This window comes from Gordonia alkanivorans (assembly GCF_004011905.1).
GTDB classification, from domain to species: domain Bacteria; phylum Actinomycetota; class Actinomycetes; order Mycobacteriales; family Mycobacteriaceae; genus Gordonia; species Gordonia alkanivorans.
The window spans coordinates 2884410-2903386 of record NZ_CP027114.1 but is presented as its reverse complement, the minus strand read 5'-3'; the positions used below and the strand labels follow the sequence as shown (position 1 = coordinate 2903386).

General features: G+C 67.4%; 20 protein-coding genes. 5 read left to right on the top strand and 15 right to left on the bottom strand.

The window, feature by feature from the left end:
- Nucleotides 1-7: 7 nt before the first annotated feature.
- The 9 genes from C5O27_RS13160 to rsmD all read right to left on the bottom strand — a co-directional run bounded on the left by C5O27_RS13160 (nucleotide 8) and on the right by rsmD (nucleotide 6800).
- Entirely contained in the window at nucleotides 8-289 is a 282-nt protein-coding gene (locus C5O27_RS13160; RefSeq protein WP_006357925.1) for an acylphosphatase, read from the bottom strand.
- 4 nt (nucleotides 290-293) lie between these two features.
- Nucleotides 294-752 carry an OsmC family protein gene (locus tag C5O27_RS13155; protein WP_042375863.1) on the bottom strand — a complete coding sequence of 153 codons (459 nt, stop codon included), beginning with the start codon at nucleotides 750-752 and terminating at the stop codon, nucleotides 294-296.
- A 103-nt stretch (nucleotides 753-855) separates the two neighbouring features.
- Nucleotides 856-2244 (bottom strand): HNH endonuclease signature motif containing protein, encoded by a 1389-nt coding sequence (locus C5O27_RS13150; protein ID WP_127963837.1) that lies wholly within the window; start codon nucleotides 2242-2244, stop codon nucleotides 856-858.
- A gap of 223 nt (nucleotides 2245-2467) precedes the next feature.
- On the bottom strand, nucleotides 2468-3343 hold the full coding sequence (gene mutM / locus C5O27_RS13145) for a bifunctional DNA-formamidopyrimidine glycosylase/DNA-(apurinic or apyrimidinic site) lyase (protein ID WP_127962885.1): 876 nt from the start codon (nucleotides 3341-3343) through the stop codon (nucleotides 2468-2470).
- Between the two features lie 26 nt (nucleotides 3344-3369).
- The gene (gene rnc, locus C5O27_RS13140) at nucleotides 3370-4095 is read right to left on the bottom strand and encodes a ribonuclease III (protein ID WP_006357931.1); all 726 of its coding nucleotides are present in this window, start codon (nucleotides 4093-4095) and stop codon (nucleotides 3370-3372) included.
- Nucleotides 4088-4744: a YceD family protein gene (locus tag C5O27_RS13135; protein WP_208651357.1), complete on the bottom strand. Its 657-nt coding sequence runs from the start codon at nucleotides 4742-4744 to the stop codon at nucleotides 4088-4090. The genes rnc and C5O27_RS13135 overlap by 8 nt, the downstream gene beginning before the upstream one ends.
- A 42-nt stretch (nucleotides 4745-4786) precedes the next feature.
- A complete protein-coding gene (locus C5O27_RS13130; RefSeq protein WP_006357933.1) occupies nucleotides 4787-5590 on the bottom strand; it encodes a DivIVA domain-containing protein in 804 nt (267 codons plus the stop codon).
- Between the two features lie 122 nt (nucleotides 5591-5712).
- Nucleotides 5713-6201: a pantetheine-phosphate adenylyltransferase gene (gene coaD, locus C5O27_RS13125; RefSeq protein ID WP_006357934.1), complete on the bottom strand. Its 489-nt coding sequence runs from the start codon at nucleotides 6199-6201 to the stop codon at nucleotides 5713-5715.
- 38 nt (nucleotides 6202-6239) lie between these two features.
- Nucleotides 6240-6800, bottom strand: coding sequence for a 16S rRNA (guanine(966)-N(2))-methyltransferase RsmD (gene rsmD, locus C5O27_RS13120; protein ID WP_006357935.1), 561 nt, complete (start codon nucleotides 6798-6800; stop codon nucleotides 6240-6242).
- Nucleotides 6801-6964: 164 nt separating this feature from the next.
- Here rsmD and ectA point away from each other — a divergent pair, with 164 nt between their 5' ends.
- The 3 genes from ectA (at nucleotide 6965) to C5O27_RS13105 (ending at nucleotide 9437) form a co-directional block, all read left to right on the top strand.
- The gene (gene ectA, locus C5O27_RS13115; RefSeq protein WP_035754088.1) at nucleotides 6965-7492 is read left to right on the top strand and encodes a diaminobutyrate acetyltransferase; all 528 of its coding nucleotides are present in this window, start codon (nucleotides 6965-6967) and stop codon (nucleotides 7490-7492) included.
- A 218-nt stretch (nucleotides 7493-7710) separates the two neighbouring features.
- Entirely contained in the window at nucleotides 7711-9000 is a 1290-nt protein-coding gene (gene ectB, locus C5O27_RS13110) for a diaminobutyrate--2-oxoglutarate transaminase (protein ID WP_127962883.1), read from the top strand.
- Entirely contained in the window at nucleotides 8997-9437 is a 441-nt protein-coding gene (locus C5O27_RS13105; RefSeq protein ID WP_006357938.1) for an ectoine synthase, read from the top strand. Before ectB ends, C5O27_RS13105 begins: the two co-directional genes overlap by 4 nt.
- Before the next feature lie 49 nt (nucleotides 9438-9486).
- Here C5O27_RS13105 and C5O27_RS13100 read toward each other — a convergent pair whose 3' ends face one another.
- The gene (locus C5O27_RS13100; protein ID WP_127962882.1) at nucleotides 9487-10338 is read right to left on the bottom strand and encodes an alpha/beta fold hydrolase; all 852 of its coding nucleotides are present in this window, start codon (nucleotides 10336-10338) and stop codon (nucleotides 9487-9489) included.
- A 120-nt stretch (nucleotides 10339-10458) separates the two neighbouring features.
- On the opposite strand from C5O27_RS13100, the gene C5O27_RS13095 reads away from it, so the two are divergent.
- Nucleotides 10459-11046 carry a TetR/AcrR family transcriptional regulator gene (locus C5O27_RS13095; protein ID WP_006357940.1) on the top strand — a complete coding sequence of 196 codons (588 nt, stop codon included), beginning with the start codon at nucleotides 10459-10461 and terminating at the stop codon, nucleotides 11044-11046.
- A 21-nt stretch (nucleotides 11047-11067) separates the two neighbouring features.
- Nucleotides 11068-11946, top strand: coding sequence for a Sir2 family NAD-dependent protein deacetylase (locus C5O27_RS13090; RefSeq protein ID WP_006357941.1), 879 nt, complete (start codon nucleotides 11068-11070; stop codon nucleotides 11944-11946).
- A gap of 19 nt (nucleotides 11947-11965) precedes the next feature.
- Here the strand turns inward: C5O27_RS13090 and proB are convergent, their stop codons facing one another.
- From proB to C5O27_RS13065, 5 genes are all read right to left on the bottom strand, one after another.
- Complete coding sequence (gene proB / locus C5O27_RS13085; protein WP_244216507.1) at nucleotides 11966-13111, bottom strand: glutamate 5-kinase; 1146 nt, start codon at nucleotides 13109-13111, stop codon at nucleotides 11966-11968.
- Entirely contained in the window at nucleotides 13108-14574 is a 1467-nt protein-coding gene (gene obgE / locus C5O27_RS13080; RefSeq protein ID WP_035754083.1) for a GTPase ObgE, read from the bottom strand. Before obgE ends, proB begins: the two co-directional genes overlap by 4 nt.
- Before the next feature lie 95 nt (nucleotides 14575-14669).
- The gene (gene rpmA / locus C5O27_RS13075; RefSeq protein ID WP_005198946.1) at nucleotides 14670-14933 is read right to left on the bottom strand and encodes a 50S ribosomal protein L27; all 264 of its coding nucleotides are present in this window, start codon (nucleotides 14931-14933) and stop codon (nucleotides 14670-14672) included.
- Between the two features lie 38 nt (nucleotides 14934-14971).
- Complete coding sequence (rplU, locus tag C5O27_RS13070) at nucleotides 14972-15283, bottom strand: 50S ribosomal protein L21 (protein WP_006357944.1); 312 nt, start codon at nucleotides 15281-15283, stop codon at nucleotides 14972-14974.
- Nucleotides 15284-15564: 281 nt separating this feature from the next.
- Nucleotides 15565-18936: a translation initiation factor IF-2 N-terminal domain-containing protein gene (locus C5O27_RS13065; RefSeq protein ID WP_127962881.1), complete on the bottom strand. Its 3372-nt coding sequence runs from the start codon at nucleotides 18934-18936 to the stop codon at nucleotides 15565-15567.
- Between the last annotated feature and the right edge of the window lie 41 nt (nucleotides 18937-18977).

Below are 18977 nucleotides of genomic sequence, written 5' to 3'. Positions count from 1 at the left end.
TCAGCGCTCACCGTTCGAGGAAGCCGGTCAGGTCTCCGCGTGCCGACTCGAGACTGTCGACGACCAGATCCACCCGGCCCGGGGTCTCTCCGGACCGGAGCGCGTCGAGCAACGCCGCCACTGTGTCGCGGGGCCCCTCGGCCACGACGTGCACCCGTCCGTCGGCCTGATTGGACGCGTAGCCGACCAGACCGAGCTCCAGGGCCCGCGACCGCGTCCACCATCGGAAGCCCACACCCTGGACGTGGCCGTGCACGAACGCCGACAGTCGGACCCGGTCGGTGGTCATGGTGTCAGTCCGTCTCGATCTTCAGGTCGACCTCGGCGCCGGCCTTGATGGTGCGGCCGACCGTGCACACCGCGTCGATGGCGCGCTCGACGACGACGAGCAGGCGCTGCGCGGCGTCGGGGTCGAGTTCGGAGAGGTCGACCTCGAGGATCTCGGAGATCCGCGGGTACACCTCGTTCTCACGGTCGGCGTCACCGCTGACCCGGATCGTGGCGTCGTAGTCGTCGCCGAGGCGGCGCGACAGCGGACGGTCCGACGACATGCCCGTGCAGGCCGCCAGCGCGATCTTCAGCAGCTCGCCCGGCGTGAAGACACCCTCGACATCCTGCGAGCCGATCAGCACCTCGGCACCGCGCGAGCTGCGGCCGGTATAGAGCCGGGTCCCGGTGCGCTCGACCCAGAGGTCGGTGTGCGCGGGCTCCGCGGGCTGGGCCGGAGTGGCTGTGTTCTGTTCGATCGTCATGCTGGGATGAGTCCTCTCAGGCGGCGGGGCGGCGCTGGCACCGCTGACCATAGTAAGAGCCGTGGATCAGGACGAATTCCCGAACCGGTCGTGCCCGACGTCGTCAGGCAGCTCCCGCCTCTCGGCTTGCGTTGCGTTCTTTCCATTCCCGCACCGCGTGGATCACCTCGGTCGCATACCCGAGGTCGAGCTTGCCGCCGCCCACGGGCACCGTCGAATCCGCGGCCACCCGCGCATCAGGCGACCATTGCCCCGGCACGTGTGTCGCGGGACTCACGTCGATCACTGAACCGCCCGGCCGGTGGAACGAAAACCGTTGCGACCCATGCCCGGTGATACTGAACTCACCCCGATGCAACGCACGGTGACAGCTTCCACACAACAAGATCAGATTGTCCAACTCGGTCTCCCCACCGGCCGACCAGAACACCACGTGATGGGCGTGCAGATGCCGTGTGCGTTCACAGCCGGGCATCTGACAGCACCGGTCTCTCACGAACAACGCCCTGACGAGTGCCTTGTTCGGCGTCCGCGACTTACGCCCCAACCCCAGCAACGCCAACTTCCCCGGCGCTCCGGAAACCCTGCTGGACAACGCCTTCCGAACCGCAGCACCGCAGTGCGCCTCGTCCAACTCAGCCTCCGACAGTGCCGGCCCGTCATCAAGGTGTGCCTGCTGCCCACCCTCGTCGGTATGTATCAGGATCTCGGCTCCCGGTGCGAGATCAGGCATCGCGATCCCCTCGTGCACCATGTCTGCCATGGCCACCAACGCCGGCGCCAGATTCGACGGCACATTTCGCCACAGGTCCCGACGATTCGCCGGTTTGACCTCGGAGTCCGGTTCCCCATCCACGGTTTCCAACTCGCTTGCAGCGTTCCGCGGAACGCTCGACACCGCGGACAGATCCGCATCGTCGCAGGTCCGGGTGCGTTCGTACTCTGCCCGGACCGCACCGGCAAGAAGCCGGGCACCGTCTAGCGGAGACAGCGTCAGCGACACAGACAAGGAGCCATCCGCATTCCACTTCCACCGGCCTGTCGACTCCACCGGTGGGCGATTCTCCGACTCGATGCCACGATCCCGGTCGATCTGTCCTATCGCACGGACCGCCCGCTCCAGTTGCGACGCCGTACACGACAACGCCAGATTCACCAGTTCCTTCTCCCGCAACGCGGTCGCGACCCGCGTCAACGCCCGCACCTTCGAATACGACAACCGCCCCGCACCGAACGCCTGCCGAATCAACGGCAACTCCGTCAGAGCCTTCGCCACCCGTACCTGCTCCTGCGCTGTGCGTTTAGAGACACCCGCCTTCCACGAGAGCCAGTGCGCGAGCGAATGCACACCCGGCCACGACTCCCGCTCATCCAATTCCGCCACCAGAGACAAGAACTCGGCCGTGAGCGCGGTGATCTGCGCGGCATAACCCAGCACTCTGCTTTCCAACACGTCATCGGACAAGGACGCCGGATCCGCGCCATCGAACATCGACGACACATTCTCACCGTGCAGCACCGAAACAGACACCCCAAGCCCCCAGCTGTTCGAACGGATATACGAACAACTTAGCGGCGCCCACCGACAAAACAGCTGGCCAAGGCTCTTCGAGCGTTCCGCGGAACGCTCGAAGCCTTCACCGGACTCGTCGATGCCTGCACAGCGGCTTCGCCGCGGTCACGCTCCGCACGTAAGCGCAGGGAGCACTACGGACTCAACGTGTGCGACGCCGTGGAGCAGTCTGGCACTTCGGGCAAAAGTAAGAGCTGCGGTTCATGAAAGATTCCCGGCGCATGATCGCCCCGCATCGCCGGCACGGCTGCCCCTCACGCCCGTAGGCGTTGAGGGAGCGTTCGAAGTACCCCGACTGGCCGTTGACGTTGACGTACAGCGCGTCGAAGGAGGTGCCCCCGACCTCCACCGCCTCGGTCATCACCGCAGTGGCCGCCTCGATCAGTTCGAGCAGCTTTTTGCGCGAGATCGTCTCGGCGACACGCGCACCGTGAAGTCGGGCCCGCCACAGTGCCTCGTCGGCGTAGATGTTGCCGACGCCGGAGATGACGGTCTGGTCGAGCAGGACGCGCTTGATCTCGGAGTGCTTGGCGCGCATACGGTTCACGACGGCCGCCGCGTCGAAGGCCGGATCGAACGGGTCGGGAGCGATGTGCGCCACCGACACCGGAATGTCGGCCGCGTCATCGGAGACCGCATAGTCGTCGAGATGCCAACCTCCGAAGGTCCGCTGATCGACGAACCGCAGTTCGTTGTCGTCGTCGAGGTGTGCGCGGATGCGGAGATGGGTGTGGTCGGGCGCCCCGTCGCGGGCGATGAGCATCTGCCCGCTCATGCCGAGATGCACGACGAGGGCGGCACGGTCGGTGTCGTCGGCGACGTCGATCCACATGTACTTGCCGCGACGCCGCACTCCGGTAACGTGTTTGCCCGCGAGGCGACCGATCAGGTCGGGCTCGCCGCCGACGTGGCGGCGGGCGGCACGCGGATGCAGCACCTCGACCGCGGTCACGGTCCGTCCGGTCAGATGCTTCTCGAGACCCATGCGGACGGTCTCGACCTCGGGTAGTTCAGGCATGAAGAGTTGTTGTCACGACGCTGTTGTCACGACGACGCTTCGGCGCGTTCGGTGAGCGCCTTCCACGCGTGGGCCGCCGCCTGCTGCTCGGCCTCTTTCTTGGTGCGTCCGACGCCCTCGCCGAGGTTCTCCCCCGCGATCATCGCGATCGCGGTGAACTCTTTGTTGTGATCCGGGCCGGTGGACGAGATCTGGTACTGCGGTGGGCCATAGCCGCGTTCGGAGCTCAGCTCCTGCAGCGAGGTCTTCCAGTCCAGACCGGCGCCGAGCTGTCCGGCCTTCTCGATGCGTTCGTCGAAGAGGCGCAGGATGATCCGCTGCGAGGTCTCCAGGCCGTGGCTGAGAAACACCGCGCCGAACAGGGATTCGAGACCGTCGGCGAGGATCGAGTCCTTGTCTCGACCGCCCGTCATCTCCTCGCCACGGCCGAGATACAGGTACTTGCCCAGGCCACCCTCGTCGCCGAGACCGCGTGCCACGTCGGCGAGCGCGTGCATGTTGACCACGCTCGCACGGATCTTCGCGAGTTCACCCTCGGGACGGTCGGGGAAATGCAGGTACAGGCGCTCGGTGATCACCACGCCCAGGACGGAGTCACCGAGGAACTCGAGGCGCTCGTTGGTCGGCAGACCGCCGTGCTCGTAGGCGTACGAGCGGTGCGTGAGCGCCAGCGTCAGAAGGTCTTCGGGGATGTCGGTGTCGAGTGCGGCGAGCAGCGCCCGCCGACCCTCCTCACGTGTGCTTTCAGTCACGACTTTCCTGGTCGTCCGGGTTCCCGTCTTCTGCGAGTTCGGAGAACTTGTTCGCGAGACCGGCCCAGCGGGGATCGATCAGCTCGTGCGCGTGCCCCGGCTCGGTCACCGCCAGCCGGATGCCGCACACCTGGCAGAGCCCGGGGCAGTCCTCCGAACACAGCGGCGACATCGGCAGTTCCAGAGCGACGGCGTCGATGATCGACTGCTCGAGATCGATGCGGTCGTCGACGATGCGGTGCACGTCGTCTTCCTCGGTGGTCTGCTCCGTCACACTGTCCGGGTAGGCGAACAGTTCGGTGAGGAACACCGTCACCGTGCCGTCGATCGGCTCGAGGCAGCGCGAGCACTGCCCCTCCGTCTCACCGCACGCGGTGCCGGTCACCAGGATTCCCTCGCTCACCGATTCGAGCCGGAGATCGAGGTCGACGTCCGAGCCGGCGGGAATGCCGATCATCTCGACCCCGAGCTTGTCGGGGGTCGTGACCGTCCGGTGCACCTCGGACATGGTGCCCGGGCGCCGACCCAGCGGCCGGACGTCGAGGACGAAGGGATCGCGACGCGACGCCGAATCGGGACCGTGCGACGCTTCTGATGTCACAGCATGATCAGACACAAACTGCACCATACGCTCGCGATCGCGAATCATCGACTGACGCCACGGTATGCGCCGGATCGGCCGTCGGGCAGGTCACACCGCCAGCGGGGATCCCTGGTCGCGGTCGTAGGAGTTGCGGGTCGCTTCGTCGACGCTGCGGGGGTATTCGACGTAGTCGTGCATGCCCGCACCGGTGCGCAGCTGGTGACGTCCACGGTTCACCGAACGCAGTGTGCCGGTGAGGATCTCCTCGAACTGGGCCAGCTTCTCGTCCACGTACACGTCGCAGTCGCCGCGCAGGCGATCCGCCTCCGCGTGGGCCGCGTCGATGATGCGTTCGGCCTCGGACTTGGCCGCACCGACGACCTCGGTCTCCGACACCAGGCGCTGCTGCTCGGCGATGCCGTCCGCCACCGACTTGTCGTAGGTGTTGTTCGCCGCATCGACGGTGCGCTGCGCCTCGGCGCGGGCGCGACCGGTGACGGCCTCGAACTCGCGGGCGGCACTGGTCTGCAGCCGGCGCGCCTCCTCGGTGGCGTCCTCGACGAGCGAGTGCGAGTGCGAGCTCGCCTCGTCGACCATGCGGTCGGCCTGCGCCTTGGCCTCGGACAGGATGCGGTCGGCCTCGGCGCGGGCGTGCGCCAGCACGGCCTCGGACTCGGAGTCGGCCTTGGCCACCGTCGTCTCGGCGTGCTCGCGCGCATCGCCGATGAGGGTGTCGCGCTGATCGAGGACGTCCTGCGCGTCGTCGAGTTCGCCCGGGATGGAGTCCTTGATGTCGTCGAGGAGTTCGAGCACGTCACCGCGCGGCACGACACAGCCCGCGGTCATCGGCACACTCCGCGCCTCCTCGACAATCGCCACGAGTTCGTCGAGAGCCTCAAATACCCGGTACACAGCCACCCCAATCCGGCGCTTGCCTGTTTGCAACAGTTGGTGAATCTGTGACTATTGTGCCGAATGTTGCGCCTGTGATTAGTGAAGCGCGTGGGGTGTGTCGCAATTCCCGCAGGTGGGTCCTAGACGGAACGCTCCCCGGTGAGCTTCGCGGTCAGGTTCTTGTGGATGTGCGGCGACAGGAAGGGCGTGACGTCACCGCCGAGCTTGGCCACCTCTTTGACGAGCGAGCTGGACACATGCGCGAACCGGGGGTCGGTGAGCAGAAAGACCGTCTCGACGTCGGCGAGTGCGCGGTTCATCTGGGCCATCGGGACCTCGTAGTCGAAGTCGACCGCCGAACGCAGGCCCTTGACGATGGTGTGGATCGACTCCTGCTTCAGATAGTCGACGAGAAGGCCTTCCCAGCGATCGACCCGCACGCCGGGCAGATCCGCGCAGTCCTCCTCGATGAGCGCGATCCGCTCGTCGACACCGAACATGCCTCGCTTGTTCGGATTGACCACCACGGTGATGACCACCTCGTCGAAACACGCCGCGGCGCGTTCGACCACATAGCGGTGGCCGAGGGTGAAGGGATCGAAGGAACCGGGACACACTGCCGTCGTCATGGCCTGAACTTACCGTCCGGCCCCACACATCAGGCGCGTCAGGAGCCGATGAACTCCCCGACCTCGACGCGGGTGTCGCCGTAGTTCTTGTCGACGACGACCTCGAAGTCGCGGGGCCAGATGTCACCGGTCGAGCGCGCCGAGCGCTCCACCACCACCAGCGCGCCGTCGGCGAGCCGGGACGCGGCCAGCTTGGTCAGATCCTCGGACAGTGCGGCCGCATCGACCGCGTACGGCGGGTCGGAGAACACGAGGTCGTATCTCCGCTCGGGCGGCGAGGACAGGTAGGCGGACACCGGTCGTGTCAGTACGGTGGCCGACGAGGCGATCCCGCAGGCCTTCACATTCGCGCCGATGACGGTGGCGGCCTTCCGTGCGGAATCGACGAACGTCGCGCCGGCCGCACCACGCGAGACCGCCTCGATGCCGAGGGCCCCGGACCCGGCGTACAGATCGAGGACCCAGAGCCCGCCGAGATCGAATCGGGCGTCGAGCATGTTGAAGACCGACTCCCGCACGCGGTCGGAAGTGGGACGAGTTCCCTCGTCCGGAACGCGGAGCCGTCGACCCCGTAGCTCGCCGGCGATGATCCTCGTCATGGGGCCATTCTGCTCCCCCGGGAACCCCCGAATCGACGCGTGGGTGACACTCTTGTGACTCACTTCACATTGCATGTCTGATCAGGTAGAAGGTAGGGGTTCGTTGGGGCAATTTCCGCTGGTGGGTGACTTCCCGGATACCCGTTGTTAACGTCGAGAGCGTTATGAGCCCTTCACAAGCAGGAACGGCCCCAACAACTGTCCTCACCGTCGACTATCGGATGCCGACTGTCGCCGACGGTACCCGCCTCTGGGAAATCGCCTCGGACTCAAAGGTTCTCGACGTCAACTCTTCGTACTCCTACGTCTTGTGGTGCCACGACTTCGCCGACACCTCGATCGTCGCCGAAGTAGACGGCCGTCCGGTCGGTTTCGTCACCGGATATCGCCGCCAGAGCGACCCCTCCACACTCATGGTGTGGCAGGTCGCCGTGGACGATTCGATGCGTGGACACGGCGTCGCCGCGTCCATGCTGCATCACCTGTTCGATCGTGCGAACCGCCACGGAATGGTGGCGATGCACACCACGATCAGTCCCGACAACATCCCGTCGCAGCGACTGTTCGAGTCGGTCGCGAAGGCCCGCGGTCTCCGTTTCGAGCGCCGTGACCTGTTCGCCGCCAACACTTTTCCGGACTCGCACGAGCCCGAGGATCTCTACATGCTCGAACCGGAGATCCCCGAGCCCTGAGCGCTCGCGCGTGATCCCGGCACACCCGTGTCGAGGGTTGTAAGTCCGATCACCATCGAAATACGCAGTGCCCCAACGTCGTTGGCACTAGTCAGAAAAAGTTGCCGACAACCGGCATAAATTTCCGAGTTCTGGGTACAAGCGGTCGTCGAACCGCACCGGAACTCCTGCGCTCACATAGCTGTAGCGCGGTTATACCAGGAAGAAGGAAGCAGGTCATGCAACTTCTCGACACCACCCCTGTTCTCGACAAGACTTTCGACGACTCTGTGTTCACCACGCACGAGTCCGAGGTCCGCAGCTACTGCCGCAACTGGCCGGCGGTCTTCACCACCGCCAAGGGCTCCTACATCACCGACCAGAACGGTCGGGAGTACCTGGACTTCTTCGCCGGCGCAGGTTCGCTGAACTACGGCCACAACAACGACGTGCTCAAGAAAGCTCTGATCGAGTACATCCAGTCCGACGGCATCACCCATGGACTGGACATGGCCACCGTCGCCAAGGGCAACTTCATCGAGAAGTTCACCAAGCACATTCTCGAGCCCCGCGGACTCGACTACAAGATCCAGTTCCCCGGACCGACGGGCACCAATGCCGTCGAGTCGGCACTCAAGCTGGCCCGCAAGGTGACCGGGCGCGAGTCGATCATCAGCTTCACCAACGCCTTCCACGGCATGACGCTGGGCTCGCTGTCGGTGACCGGCAACTCGATGAAGCGTGCCGGCGCCGGCATCCCCCTGGTCCATGCGACCCCGATGCCGTTCGACAACTACTTCGGCGGCGTCATGGAAGACTTCGCCTGGTTCGAGCGCGTCCTCGACGACTCGGGCAGTGGCCTCAACCGCCCCGCCGCAGTCATCGTCGAGACCGTGCAGGGCGAGGGCGGCGTCAACGTCGCACGCGCCGAATGGCTGCGCGCCCTGGCCGACCTGTGTGAGCGCCGCGACATCCTGCTCATCGTCGACGACGTCCAGATGGGTTGCGGCCGCACCGGCGAGTTCTTCTCCTTCGAGGAAGCCGGCATCAAGCCCGACATCGTCACCCTGTCGAAGTCGATCAGCGGCTACGGTCTGCCGTTCGCCCTGACGCTGTTCAAGCCGGAGCTCGACGTCTGGACCCCCGGGGAGCACAACGGAACCTTCCGCGGCAACAACCCCGCGTTCGTCACCGCCGCCAAGGCCATCGAGGCCTACTGGTCCGACGACACCCTGAGCCGTGACATCCACGCAAAGGGTGAGCGCATCCACGAGGTCTTCTCCGACCTCTGCAACCGCTACGAGGGAATCTCGACGCGCGGTCGCGGCATGGTCCGCGGCCTGGCGTTCGAGGACCACACGGCAGCAGGCAAGGTCTGCGCGCTGGCCTTCGGCGCAGGTTTGCTGGCCGAGACGTCGGGTCCGTCCGACGAGGTCGTCAAGCTGCTCCCGCCGCTGACCATCTCGCGCGAGGACCTCGACCGCGGCCTGTCCATCCTTTCCGACGCAGTCAAGGAGGTGATCGGATGATCGTCCGAACCACCGAAGAGATCACCGGAACCGAGCGTGACGTGGCCGACGGCCACTGGCGCTCCAAGCGAATCGTCCTCGGCGGCGACGGTGTGGGGTTCTCGTTCCACGAGACCACCATCGAAGCCGGCAGCGTCAACGAGTTCCACTACGCCAACCACATCGAGGCCGTCTGGCTCGTCGAGGGCACCGGCACCCTGCTCAACCGGGAGACCGGTGAGACCCATCCCCTGGCCCCCGGCACGATGTATCTGCTGGACGGCCACGAACGCCACACGGTCACCGCCGACACGCAGATGCGCATGCTGTGCGTGTTCAATCCCCCGGTGGTCGGCACCGAGGTCCACGACGAGAACGGCGTGTACCCCCTGGTCGCCGTCCCGCAGCCGACCGGCAAGCATGCCGAGGATGCCATCGAGGAGACCGCGGCCTCCTGATCGGCCCCCTGAGAAGACCCACCAGGATCGCCACTTCCGGTGACAATCGCTAGCTATCAGCGGTTGTCGCCGGGAGTGGCGATTCTTCTGCCTTCTGCGCCCAGAAGTCCAGCACCGCGTCAACGGTCTGGCCCGGCTGCTCGAGAGCCGGGATCACCCGGGCCTCCCGGATGGTGACCTCACGGGCATCGAGCATGGTGGCCGCGACCTCGCGGGCCTCCTCGGGTGTCCACTCGCCGCGGTCGTCGGTCGTCACGAACAGCACCGGACAGGTGATCCGCGCAGCCGCCCACGTGAGGTCCGCGCGGTTCAGAATGGCTGTGCGGATGGCCGGGATCATCGACCGCCCGGAAGCCCGGAGTCCGCGCCGCAACACCGCGATCGCCTCCGGATCGTCGCTGCGTGTCCGGTCGGTGAACAGCGTGGTCGAGATCGCCGACCACACCGGGCCTCGCGCACCGATGACGCGGTACATCGGCAACAGGAGTCCGATCCGGCGCCGCAGTGCCCGGTCGATCGGACGGGTCGGCGCACTCATCGCGACCAGTGTGTTGATCCGCTCCGGCTCGACGGCGGCCAGATGCATGCCGACGTGACCGCCCCACGCGTTGCCCACCCAGTCGACGGCCTCGGCACCGCACACATCCCCCACCGTCGCGATGATCTCCCGCGCGGCATCCGCACACGCCTCGATGTCGGCGGCGGCGGCTGACTTCTCGCTCGCACCGCACCACGGGGCGTCGACGATGAACAGCCGTCGTCGGCCCGCGAGCCCGGGAACGATCCGATCCCAGCTACCCGAATCGACGAACATGCTGTGCCACAGGACCGCCGGCGGCCCCTCGCCGACGTCGCGAACGCGTATGCGCCCCAAACGCGTCGGTACATCGAATTCGGTCATGGCCGCTCCCGCCCGTGGTGGTCACCCGGAGCGGGTCACCCATAATTGGCATTACACCGTGTATTTCGAATTATGTCTAGACTGATCCCCGTGGTCAGGTCCTACTCGTCGGCTTTACGAATGACACGCGCCCGCGAGAATCGCGCCCTGGTCATCGACACCGCCACCACCATGTTCTGCCAGGAAGGCTGGGTGACGACGACGATGGCCGCCGTCGCGGCCCGCGCCGGGCTGACACGGCCCACCGTCTACCGGCAGTTCGCCGACAAACTCGACCTGCTCGACGCGTGCATCGTCTCGGCACTGCGCCGCGACGAGACCGTTCCGGTCCGCGAGACCACTGAATACCAGGCGATGGGACACGGCGATCGAGCCACACGCATCCGGGCTGCCGCGAGCTGGCTCAGTGCCGCGCACCTCCGGTCGGCCGCCATCCAGCACGTTCTCGACCAGGCCGCGGTCACCGACGACGACGCGGCGATCCTGCGGGACCAGCGTGAACAGACCCGCTGGGCCGAGGTGCGCTGGGCGCTCACGCTGATCCTCGGAGAAGAGCCGGCCGACGAGCACGTGGACTCGATGTGGATGCTCGCCTCGCGCACCGCCTGGCTCCGCCTCGTCGGAGATCGGGGGTGGACCCCCGACCGGTGGGAACGATGGTTTGTCGCGCAGACCACCGCGGCGCTGGACCAGGTCGACGCGGTCTGAGTCGCGCCTATCCTGGGCAGGGTGCGCACTCGTCTTCAGCTCGGCCACGCCCCGGCCGACCACACACCGCTCGACGACGACGTCGCCGAGCGTATCGATCTCGCGTCGGACATCCTGGCCGGACGCCGAACCGCGGTCCTGACCGGCGCCGGCATCTCCACCGACTCGGGCATTCCCGACTACCGCAGCCCGGGGTCGCCGCCGCGCACGCCGATGACCCTGGAGATGTTCCTGTCCTCCCCCGAGTTCCGGCGGCACTACTGGGCACGCAACCACGTCGGCTGGCGCCACATGGACGCCGCCCTCCCCAACCCGGCACACCTCGCACTCACCGGCCTGCAGGACCAGGGCCGGGTGTCCGCGGTGATCACCCAGAACGTCGACATGCTGCACACCAAGGCCGGGACGAGGGGCGTGCTGGAGCTGCACGGCTGCTACGGCCGCGTGCGCTGCCTGCGGTGTGACTGGCGGATCTCCCGGCACCGTCTCGCGCAACAGCTCGAGGAGATCAACACCGGATTCGCCGAACGCGTGGCTGGGCGTGGGGCCATCGAGGTGGCGCCAGACGCCGACGCGATGCTCGCCGACACCACGGACTTCCGGATGATCGACTGCCCGCACTGCGGCGGCATCCTCAAACCCGACATCGTCTACTTCGGCGAGACGGTTCCCAAACCTCTTGTCGAGCAATCATTCTCGGCGGTTGACGAGGCGGATGCCCTACTCGTGGTCGGATCGTCGCTGACGGTCATGTCGGGCCTTCGGTTCGCTCGGAGGGCGCATCGCGCCGGCAAACCGTTGATCATCGTCAATCGCGGCCACACCCGCGCCGACGAGCTGGCATCGCTCAAGATCGACCACCGGGCCGGGGTGGTGCTACCGGCGCTCGCGAACCGCTAGGTCCGCGAGCGGGCAACGCTCAGCGCGAGACGACGACGAGGTCGTCGGCGTGCACCACGGGACGCTGCAGTTCGGGCGGGAGTTCGTCGGTCTGACGGCCGATCATCGACGTGATGTCGTCGAAGTCATAGGATGCCACCCCGCGCGCCTTCACGACGCCCCGCTGGTCCACCAGCTCGACGACGTCGCCGTCGAAGAACCGGCCCTCGACGCCGACCACGCCGGCTGCGAGAAGCGAACGGCGCCTGCGGGATACGGCTGCCACCGCACCGTCGTCGAGGACGATCCTCCCCCGCGCGTCGGCGGCGTGACGCACCCAGAAGCGACGTGCGGACAACCGCTCCTCGCGGGCAGCGAACACCGTGCCCACCGAGGCATCGGCCAGCGCCTGCGCGGCGGACGACGCGGCGGCGAGCAGAACCGGGACACCGGCGTCCGCGGACAGACGGGCCGCGGCGAGCTTCGAGGCCATCCCGCCGGTGCCGAGCGTTCCCCCGGATCCGGCGATGACGCCGTCGAGGTCCTCGGGCCCGTTCACCTCAGGGATCAGACGCGCCCGCCGACCGTCCACGCCGACCTTGCGCGGGTCGCCGTCGTACAGGCCGTCGACGTCGGAGAGGAGCACCAGGGCGTCCGCCCCGCTGAGGTGGGCGACGAGCGCGGCGAGCCGGTCGTTGTCGCCGAACCGGATCTCGTTGGTCGCGACCGTGTCGTTCTCGTTGACCACGGCAACCGCACCGAGCGACCGCAGACGGTCAAGTGTGCGTTGGGCATTGGCGTGATGCGAGCGGTTCGAGATGTCGTCGGCGGTCAGCAGGACCTGCCCGACGGTGCGACCGTACCGAGCGAAGGAAGTACCCCATGCGTGCGCCAGGGCGAGCTGTCCGACGCTGGCCGCGGCCTGCTTGGTGGCGAGGTCGGTCGGACGCTTCTTGAGACCGAGCGGGGCGATGCCCGCGCCGATCGCACCCGACGACACGACGATGACGTCGGAGCCGGCGCGCATCCGCGCCTCGAGCGCGTCCGCCAGGGCGTCGAGCCGGTCCCGGTCGAGTCCCTCGGCCAGGTCGGTCAGCGCCGACGAGCCGATCTTCACCACCACGCTGCGCGCGTGCGCGATCTGTTCCCGCACGCCGCGCACCTCGATGCCGACCTTCGCGGTCACGACTGGTCCTGCTCTCCGTCCTCGACGGGCAGTCCGCGCCGCAACCGGCGGGCCTGCTTGCGTTCGGCGGCACCCACACGGTCGTTGCGGTCGAGTCGGATGTCGGTGCCACGCCCGGTGACCGGGACGTCGTCGCCCATCGGCGTGCTCGGCTCCCAGTCGAAGGTGACCGCACCTATGGTGACCGGGGCGCCGGGTTCGGCACCCATCTTCACCAGTTCGTCCTCGACGCCGAGGCGGTTGAGACGATCGGCCAGGTAACCGACGGCCTCGTCGTTGTCGAACTGCGTCTGGGCGATCCAGCGCTCCGGCCGCGTGCCGTAGACGATGAAGCCGCCCTCGATCTCGGGGTCGCGGACGATGGTGAAACCGGTGTCGTCGACGGCCTTCGGACGGATGATCGCCCGGCGAGGTGTCTTGGCGGGCTGGGCTTCCCGGTACTCGCGGACCATCTTCGCCAGCGCGAAGGTCAGTTCCCGCAGACCCTCGTGGGCCACTGCCGAGATCCGGAACACGGGCCAACCGCGTTCGGCGAGTTCGGGTTCCACGAGATCGGCGAGTTCGGCGGCGTCGGGGACGTCCACCTTGTTGAGGATCACCACACGCGGCCGCTCGGCCAGGTCACCGAGACCGTGATCGGCGTCGAGTGCCGGCTTGTAGGCGGCGAGTTCGGCTTCGAGGGCGTCGATGTCGGACACCGGGTCGCGTCCGGGCTCGAGGGTCGCGCAGTCGACGACGTGCGCGAGGACAGCACACCGCTCGAGATGGCGCAGGAACTCCAGGCCGAGACCACGACCGGTCGAGGCGCCCGGGATCAGACCCGGCACATCGGCGATGGTGAACACGTCACCGGCGGTCTGGACCACACCGAGGTTCGGCACGAGCGTGGTGAACGGGTAGTCGGCGATCTTCGGCTTGGCCGCCGACAGCACCGACACCAGCGACGACTTGCCCGCCGACGGGAAGCCGACGAGGCCGACGTCGGCCACCGACTTCAGCTCGAGGACGAGCGAACGCTGCTGGCCCTCCTCACCCAGGAGTGCGAACCCGGGAGCCTTACGGGCTTTCGACGCGAGCGAGGCGTTGCCGAGACCACCGCGGCCACCCTGAGCGGCTTCGAAGGTCGTACCGGTGCCGACGAGGTCGGCGAGGATCGTGCCGTTCTCGTCGAGGACGACCGTACCGTCGGGCACGTTGAGGACCAGGTCCTCACCCATGGCACCGTCGCGGTTGTCACCGGCGCCGGGCTTGCCGTTGCCCGCCTTGGCATGCGGACGGAAGTGGAAATCGAGCAGGGTGTGCACCTGCGGGTCGACGACGAGTCGCACCGACCCGCCGTTACCGCCGTTGCCGCCGTCCGGGCCGCCGAGAGGTTTGAACTTCTCCCGGTGAACCGAGGCGCAACCGTGGCCACCGTTGCCCGCCGCGACGTGAATGGTCACGCGGTCGACGAACCGTGACATCGAATCCTTCTTCCGTCAAAAAAGAACAGAGCGGGCCGGGTACGTGATGACCCTGCCCGCCCTGCGAAAAGGCTTGTCGTGCCGGAGTGCTCGGGTCAGACCTGAGCGGTTTCCGGGACGATGTTGACCGTCTTGCGGCCACGCTTGCTGCCGAACTCCACCGCGCCCGCGGCGAGCGCGAACAGGGTGTCGTCGCCACCGCGACCGACGTTCACGCCGGGGTGGAACTTGGTGCCACGCTGACGAACGAGGATCTCTCCTGCGCTCACCTGCTGGCCACCGAAGCGCTTCACGCCGAGTCGCTGGGCATTGGAATCGCGACCGTTGCGGGAGCTGGATGCGCCCTTCTTATGTGCCATGTGTCAGTCCTCCTGAGGTCTTCGCGAAGCTTGTCGAACTACTTGATGCCGGTGACCTTCAGGACCGTCAGCTTCTGACGGTGACCCTGGCGCTTGTGGTAGCCGGTCTTGTTCTTGAACTTGTGAATGCGGATCTTGGGGCCCTTGACGTGCTCCACGACCTCGCCGGTGACCGAGATCTTGGCCAGCTTGTCGGCGTCGGTGGTCAGGTTCGATCCGTCGACGACAAGCGCGACCGGCAGGCTCACCGTGGCGCCGATCTCTCCGTCGATCTTCTCGACCTTGACAATGTCGCCCTCAGCGACCTTGTACTGCTTACCGCCGGTCTTGACGATCGCGTACGTTGCCATCGAAGTTCTTCCTCTTACTCGTCTGGTCGGGCCCTTCGCCAGCGCCGAGGCGCTCTCGAAGGCGTTCGTTGTGTGCATGCCGGTGCGGGCCGCAGTCGACCCAGTCAGCTGACCGGGAGTGGCTGTAGATCACACCAGAGGGCCTGCCACGGGATTCGCGCCGCTGCCGGTGCACGTGGCACGCAGAACAGCGCAGACCCTCCGCGGGAGGCGACTTTCCAAGGTTACGGGAACGGCGGCGGCCGGGTCAAACTCGCCCCGCCGGTCCCTCACCTCGGACCTCAGCTTTCTGCCGGCGGCGGTCCGGCGGGCCTGCCCGCCGTCCGCTTCCGTGGGCGTCGACGCACCGCAACCACCGGCTCTCCCGTGGAGACGGGACCGAAGGTGGTCTTGGGCGCTTCCGGAGCCGCGTCCACGGCCGTCATCACCACGTTCTCCGGTGCGGTCGTCGTCTGCGCCGGACGCCGGACCACCCGTCGGCGACGCTTCGCCGCAGGCGCCTGGCCGTCGGTCGACGCGGCCGGTTCCGCAGCCTCGGCGGGTTCTTCCACCTTGGTGGGTTCGTCGGCCTTGGTGGGTTCGTCAGCCCTGGTGGGTTCCTGGGCCTGCGCTGGCTCCGTCTCCGGCGGGGTCTCGGCGGCAGTCGCGACAGCCTGCTCGACCTCGACGTGCTCACCCTCGTGGTGCTCGCCCTCGGGATGTTCGTCGTCGTGGTGATTCGCGGCCATCGCCCGGAACAACGGGTGCTCGGCGGCGGGCTTGTGCGGCGGGATCGCCGGAGGAGCCGCCTTGGGCGCCGCCACCTCGGCGGGGGCCTCCGACTTCTTCTTGCCGCGGCGCGAACGCTTGGAGCCCGCGCCGTCCGACTTCGCCGAATCGTCGCCGCGCACCTCGACCGGATTCGCGTGCACGATGAGTCCACGCCCGCCACACGAGGTGCACGGGGTCGAGAATGCTTCGAGCAGACCGGTTCCGAGACGCTTGCGGGTCATCTGGACCAGGCCGAGCGAGGTCACCTCGGACACCTGGTGACGGGTGCGGTCCCGCGCCAGCGCCTCGGTGAGTCGACGCAGCACCAGGTCCCGGTTCGACTCGAGGACCATGTCGATGAAGTCGACGATGATCATGCCGCCGATGTCGCGCAGACGCATCTGCCGCACGATCTCCTCGGCCGCCTCGAGGTTGTTACGGGTGACCGTCTCCTCGAGGTTTCCGCCCGAACCGGTGAACTTGCCGGTGTTGACGTCAACGACCGTCATCGCCTCGGTGTGCTCGATGATCAGCGTGCCGCCCGAGGGCAGCCACACCTTGCGGTCGAGCGCCTTCGCGAGCTGCTCGTCGATGCGGTGGACCACAAACGAGTCCGGGGCATCCGCATGCGGCTTGCTGAACTTCTCCACCCGCTCCATGAGGTCGGGCGCAACCGAGCTGACGTAGCCCTCGACGAGGTTCCACGCCTTGTCGCCCTCGACGACGAGCTTCTTGAAATCCTCGTTGAACAGGTCGCGAACCACGCGGACCAGCAGGTCGGGCTCCTCGTAGAGGGCCTTCGGCGCGCCGGAGCCGGACTTCTTGACGCTCTCGACCGACTCCTCGATCGACTTCCACTTCGCCTCGAGGCGGGCGATGTCGGCACCGAGCTCCTCGGCGCTCACTCCCTCGGAGGCGGTGCGGATGATCACGCCGGCGTCCTCGGGGACCAGCTTCGACAGGATCTGCTTGAGACGCTTGCGCTCGACGTCGGGCAGCTTGCGGCTGATACCGGTCGACGACCCGCCGGGCACGTAGACGAGGTACCGGCCGGCCAGCGAGATCTGCGTGGTCAGGCGGGCACCCTTGTGTCCCACCGGGTCCTTGCTGACCTGTACAAGCACGTGGTCGCCGGGCTTGAGCGCCTGCTCGATCTTCCGCGAGCCGCCGTCGAGTCCGGCGGCGTCCCAGTTGACCTCGCCGGCGTACAACACGCCGTTGCGACCGCGACCGATGTCGACGAAGGCCGCCTCCATGCCGGGCAGCACGTTCTGGACGCGGCCGAGGTAGATGTTGCCGACCATCGACGACGACGTCGCCGTGGTGACGAAGTGTTCGACGAGGACACCGTCCTCGAGGACCGCGACCTGGGTGTAGTCCTCCACCGCGGCATGGTCGTGGCCGTCGCTGTCGGTGATGCTGCTGTTGGCGCTGCGCTCGCGCACCACCATCACGCGGTCCACGGCCTCACGACGGGCCAGGAACTCCGACTCGGTCAGGATCGGCGGACGCCGGCGACCGGCGTCGCGGCCGTCGCGGCGGCGCTGACGCTTGGCCTCGAGTCGCGTCGAACCGGAGATGCCCTGCACCTCGTCGCGCGCCCGCTTGCTGCGGGGTTCACGCTCGTGGACGACGGTGTTCGGCGGATCGTCCGGCGAACCCTCGTCGGGCTCTCCCCCGCCCTTGCGGCGGCGACGCCGACGCCGGCGGCGGGTCGAGGACGCCTCACCCGAATCGTCACCGGACTCGTCGTCGTTGTCGTCCGAGTCGTCATCGGAATCGTCGTCCTTCGACTCGCCCTTCGACGAGTCGTCGGAGGCAGAGTCCTTGCGGTCGGCCTCCTCCGAGGTGTCCGACCCCGACCGACGACGGCGTCGGCGGCGAGAAGTCGGCTCGTCCGACTTCGAATCGTCTGCAGCCTCGTCCGTCGTCGTCTCGCCGGACTCGGTCGAGGAGTCGACGTCGGGGGTCGTGTCCTCGGCCTTGTCGTCGGTGTCGTCGGTGTCGTCGTCGTCCGAGGCATCGCCCGACTCGCCGTCACCGCCCTGGTCACCGCGACCGCGGCCGCGACCACGACGTCCGCGACGCCGACGACGGCTACGACCCGATCCCGAGTCGTCGGTGTCGGAGTTGTCACCGCTCTCGGAGTCGGAGCTGTCGGTGTTCTCCGCGCCGGTCTCGTCGGAGACATCCGAGTCGACGGTCTCCGCTTCGGGAGCCTTCGTCTCGGCAATCTTCGTCTCGGCAACCTTCGTCTCGGGTGCCTTGGCTTCCTGAGTCGTCGCGCCGGAATCGGCGTCGGTGGACGACGCTACCTCCGGCTTGTCCGAGTCGTCGGCCTTCGCGGGCTTGTCGACCTGCTCGGTCTTCTCCGCCTGCTTGGCCGCGCGGGTTGCCTTCGGCTTGTCGGCCGGGGCCTGCGGCTGCAGGAACAACGGCTGGGTGCCGTAGGACGCGTCGGACTCGGCGGCGGGCGTGGCAACCGGCTCGTCGTATCGCGTCGAGGCGGCCGAGAACAGGCTCGGCGGTTCGTCGGCCTTCGGGGCCTCCGCCTCGGGGGCGGGCTCCTGGGCGGCCGGTTCCTCGGCGACCGGTTCTGCCGTCGTCGCGGCTACGTCGGCTGCCGCCTCGGGGGCGACCTCCTCGGCGGCGGCCGGCGTCACGCCAGGCTCGTCCGCATCGACGTTCGCCCGCACCCGTTCGGCCACGGCCTGCGCCAACTCACGGTCGACGCTCGATTGGGGGCTGCGTGTCTGCACCCCGAGATTGGCCAGGTGCGCAAGCACCTGCCGACTCGTCAGCCCCAGGAAGCGGGCCAGTGCGTGCACACGAAGTTTGCTGGGAAATTCTTCCACCGGTTCTGGCGCTGCGTTCGCGTCAGCCGGTGACCCGTTGTCGGTCACTCAGTCTCCTCGAACCCCCGGGCGCGTCGGGCTGACGCGGC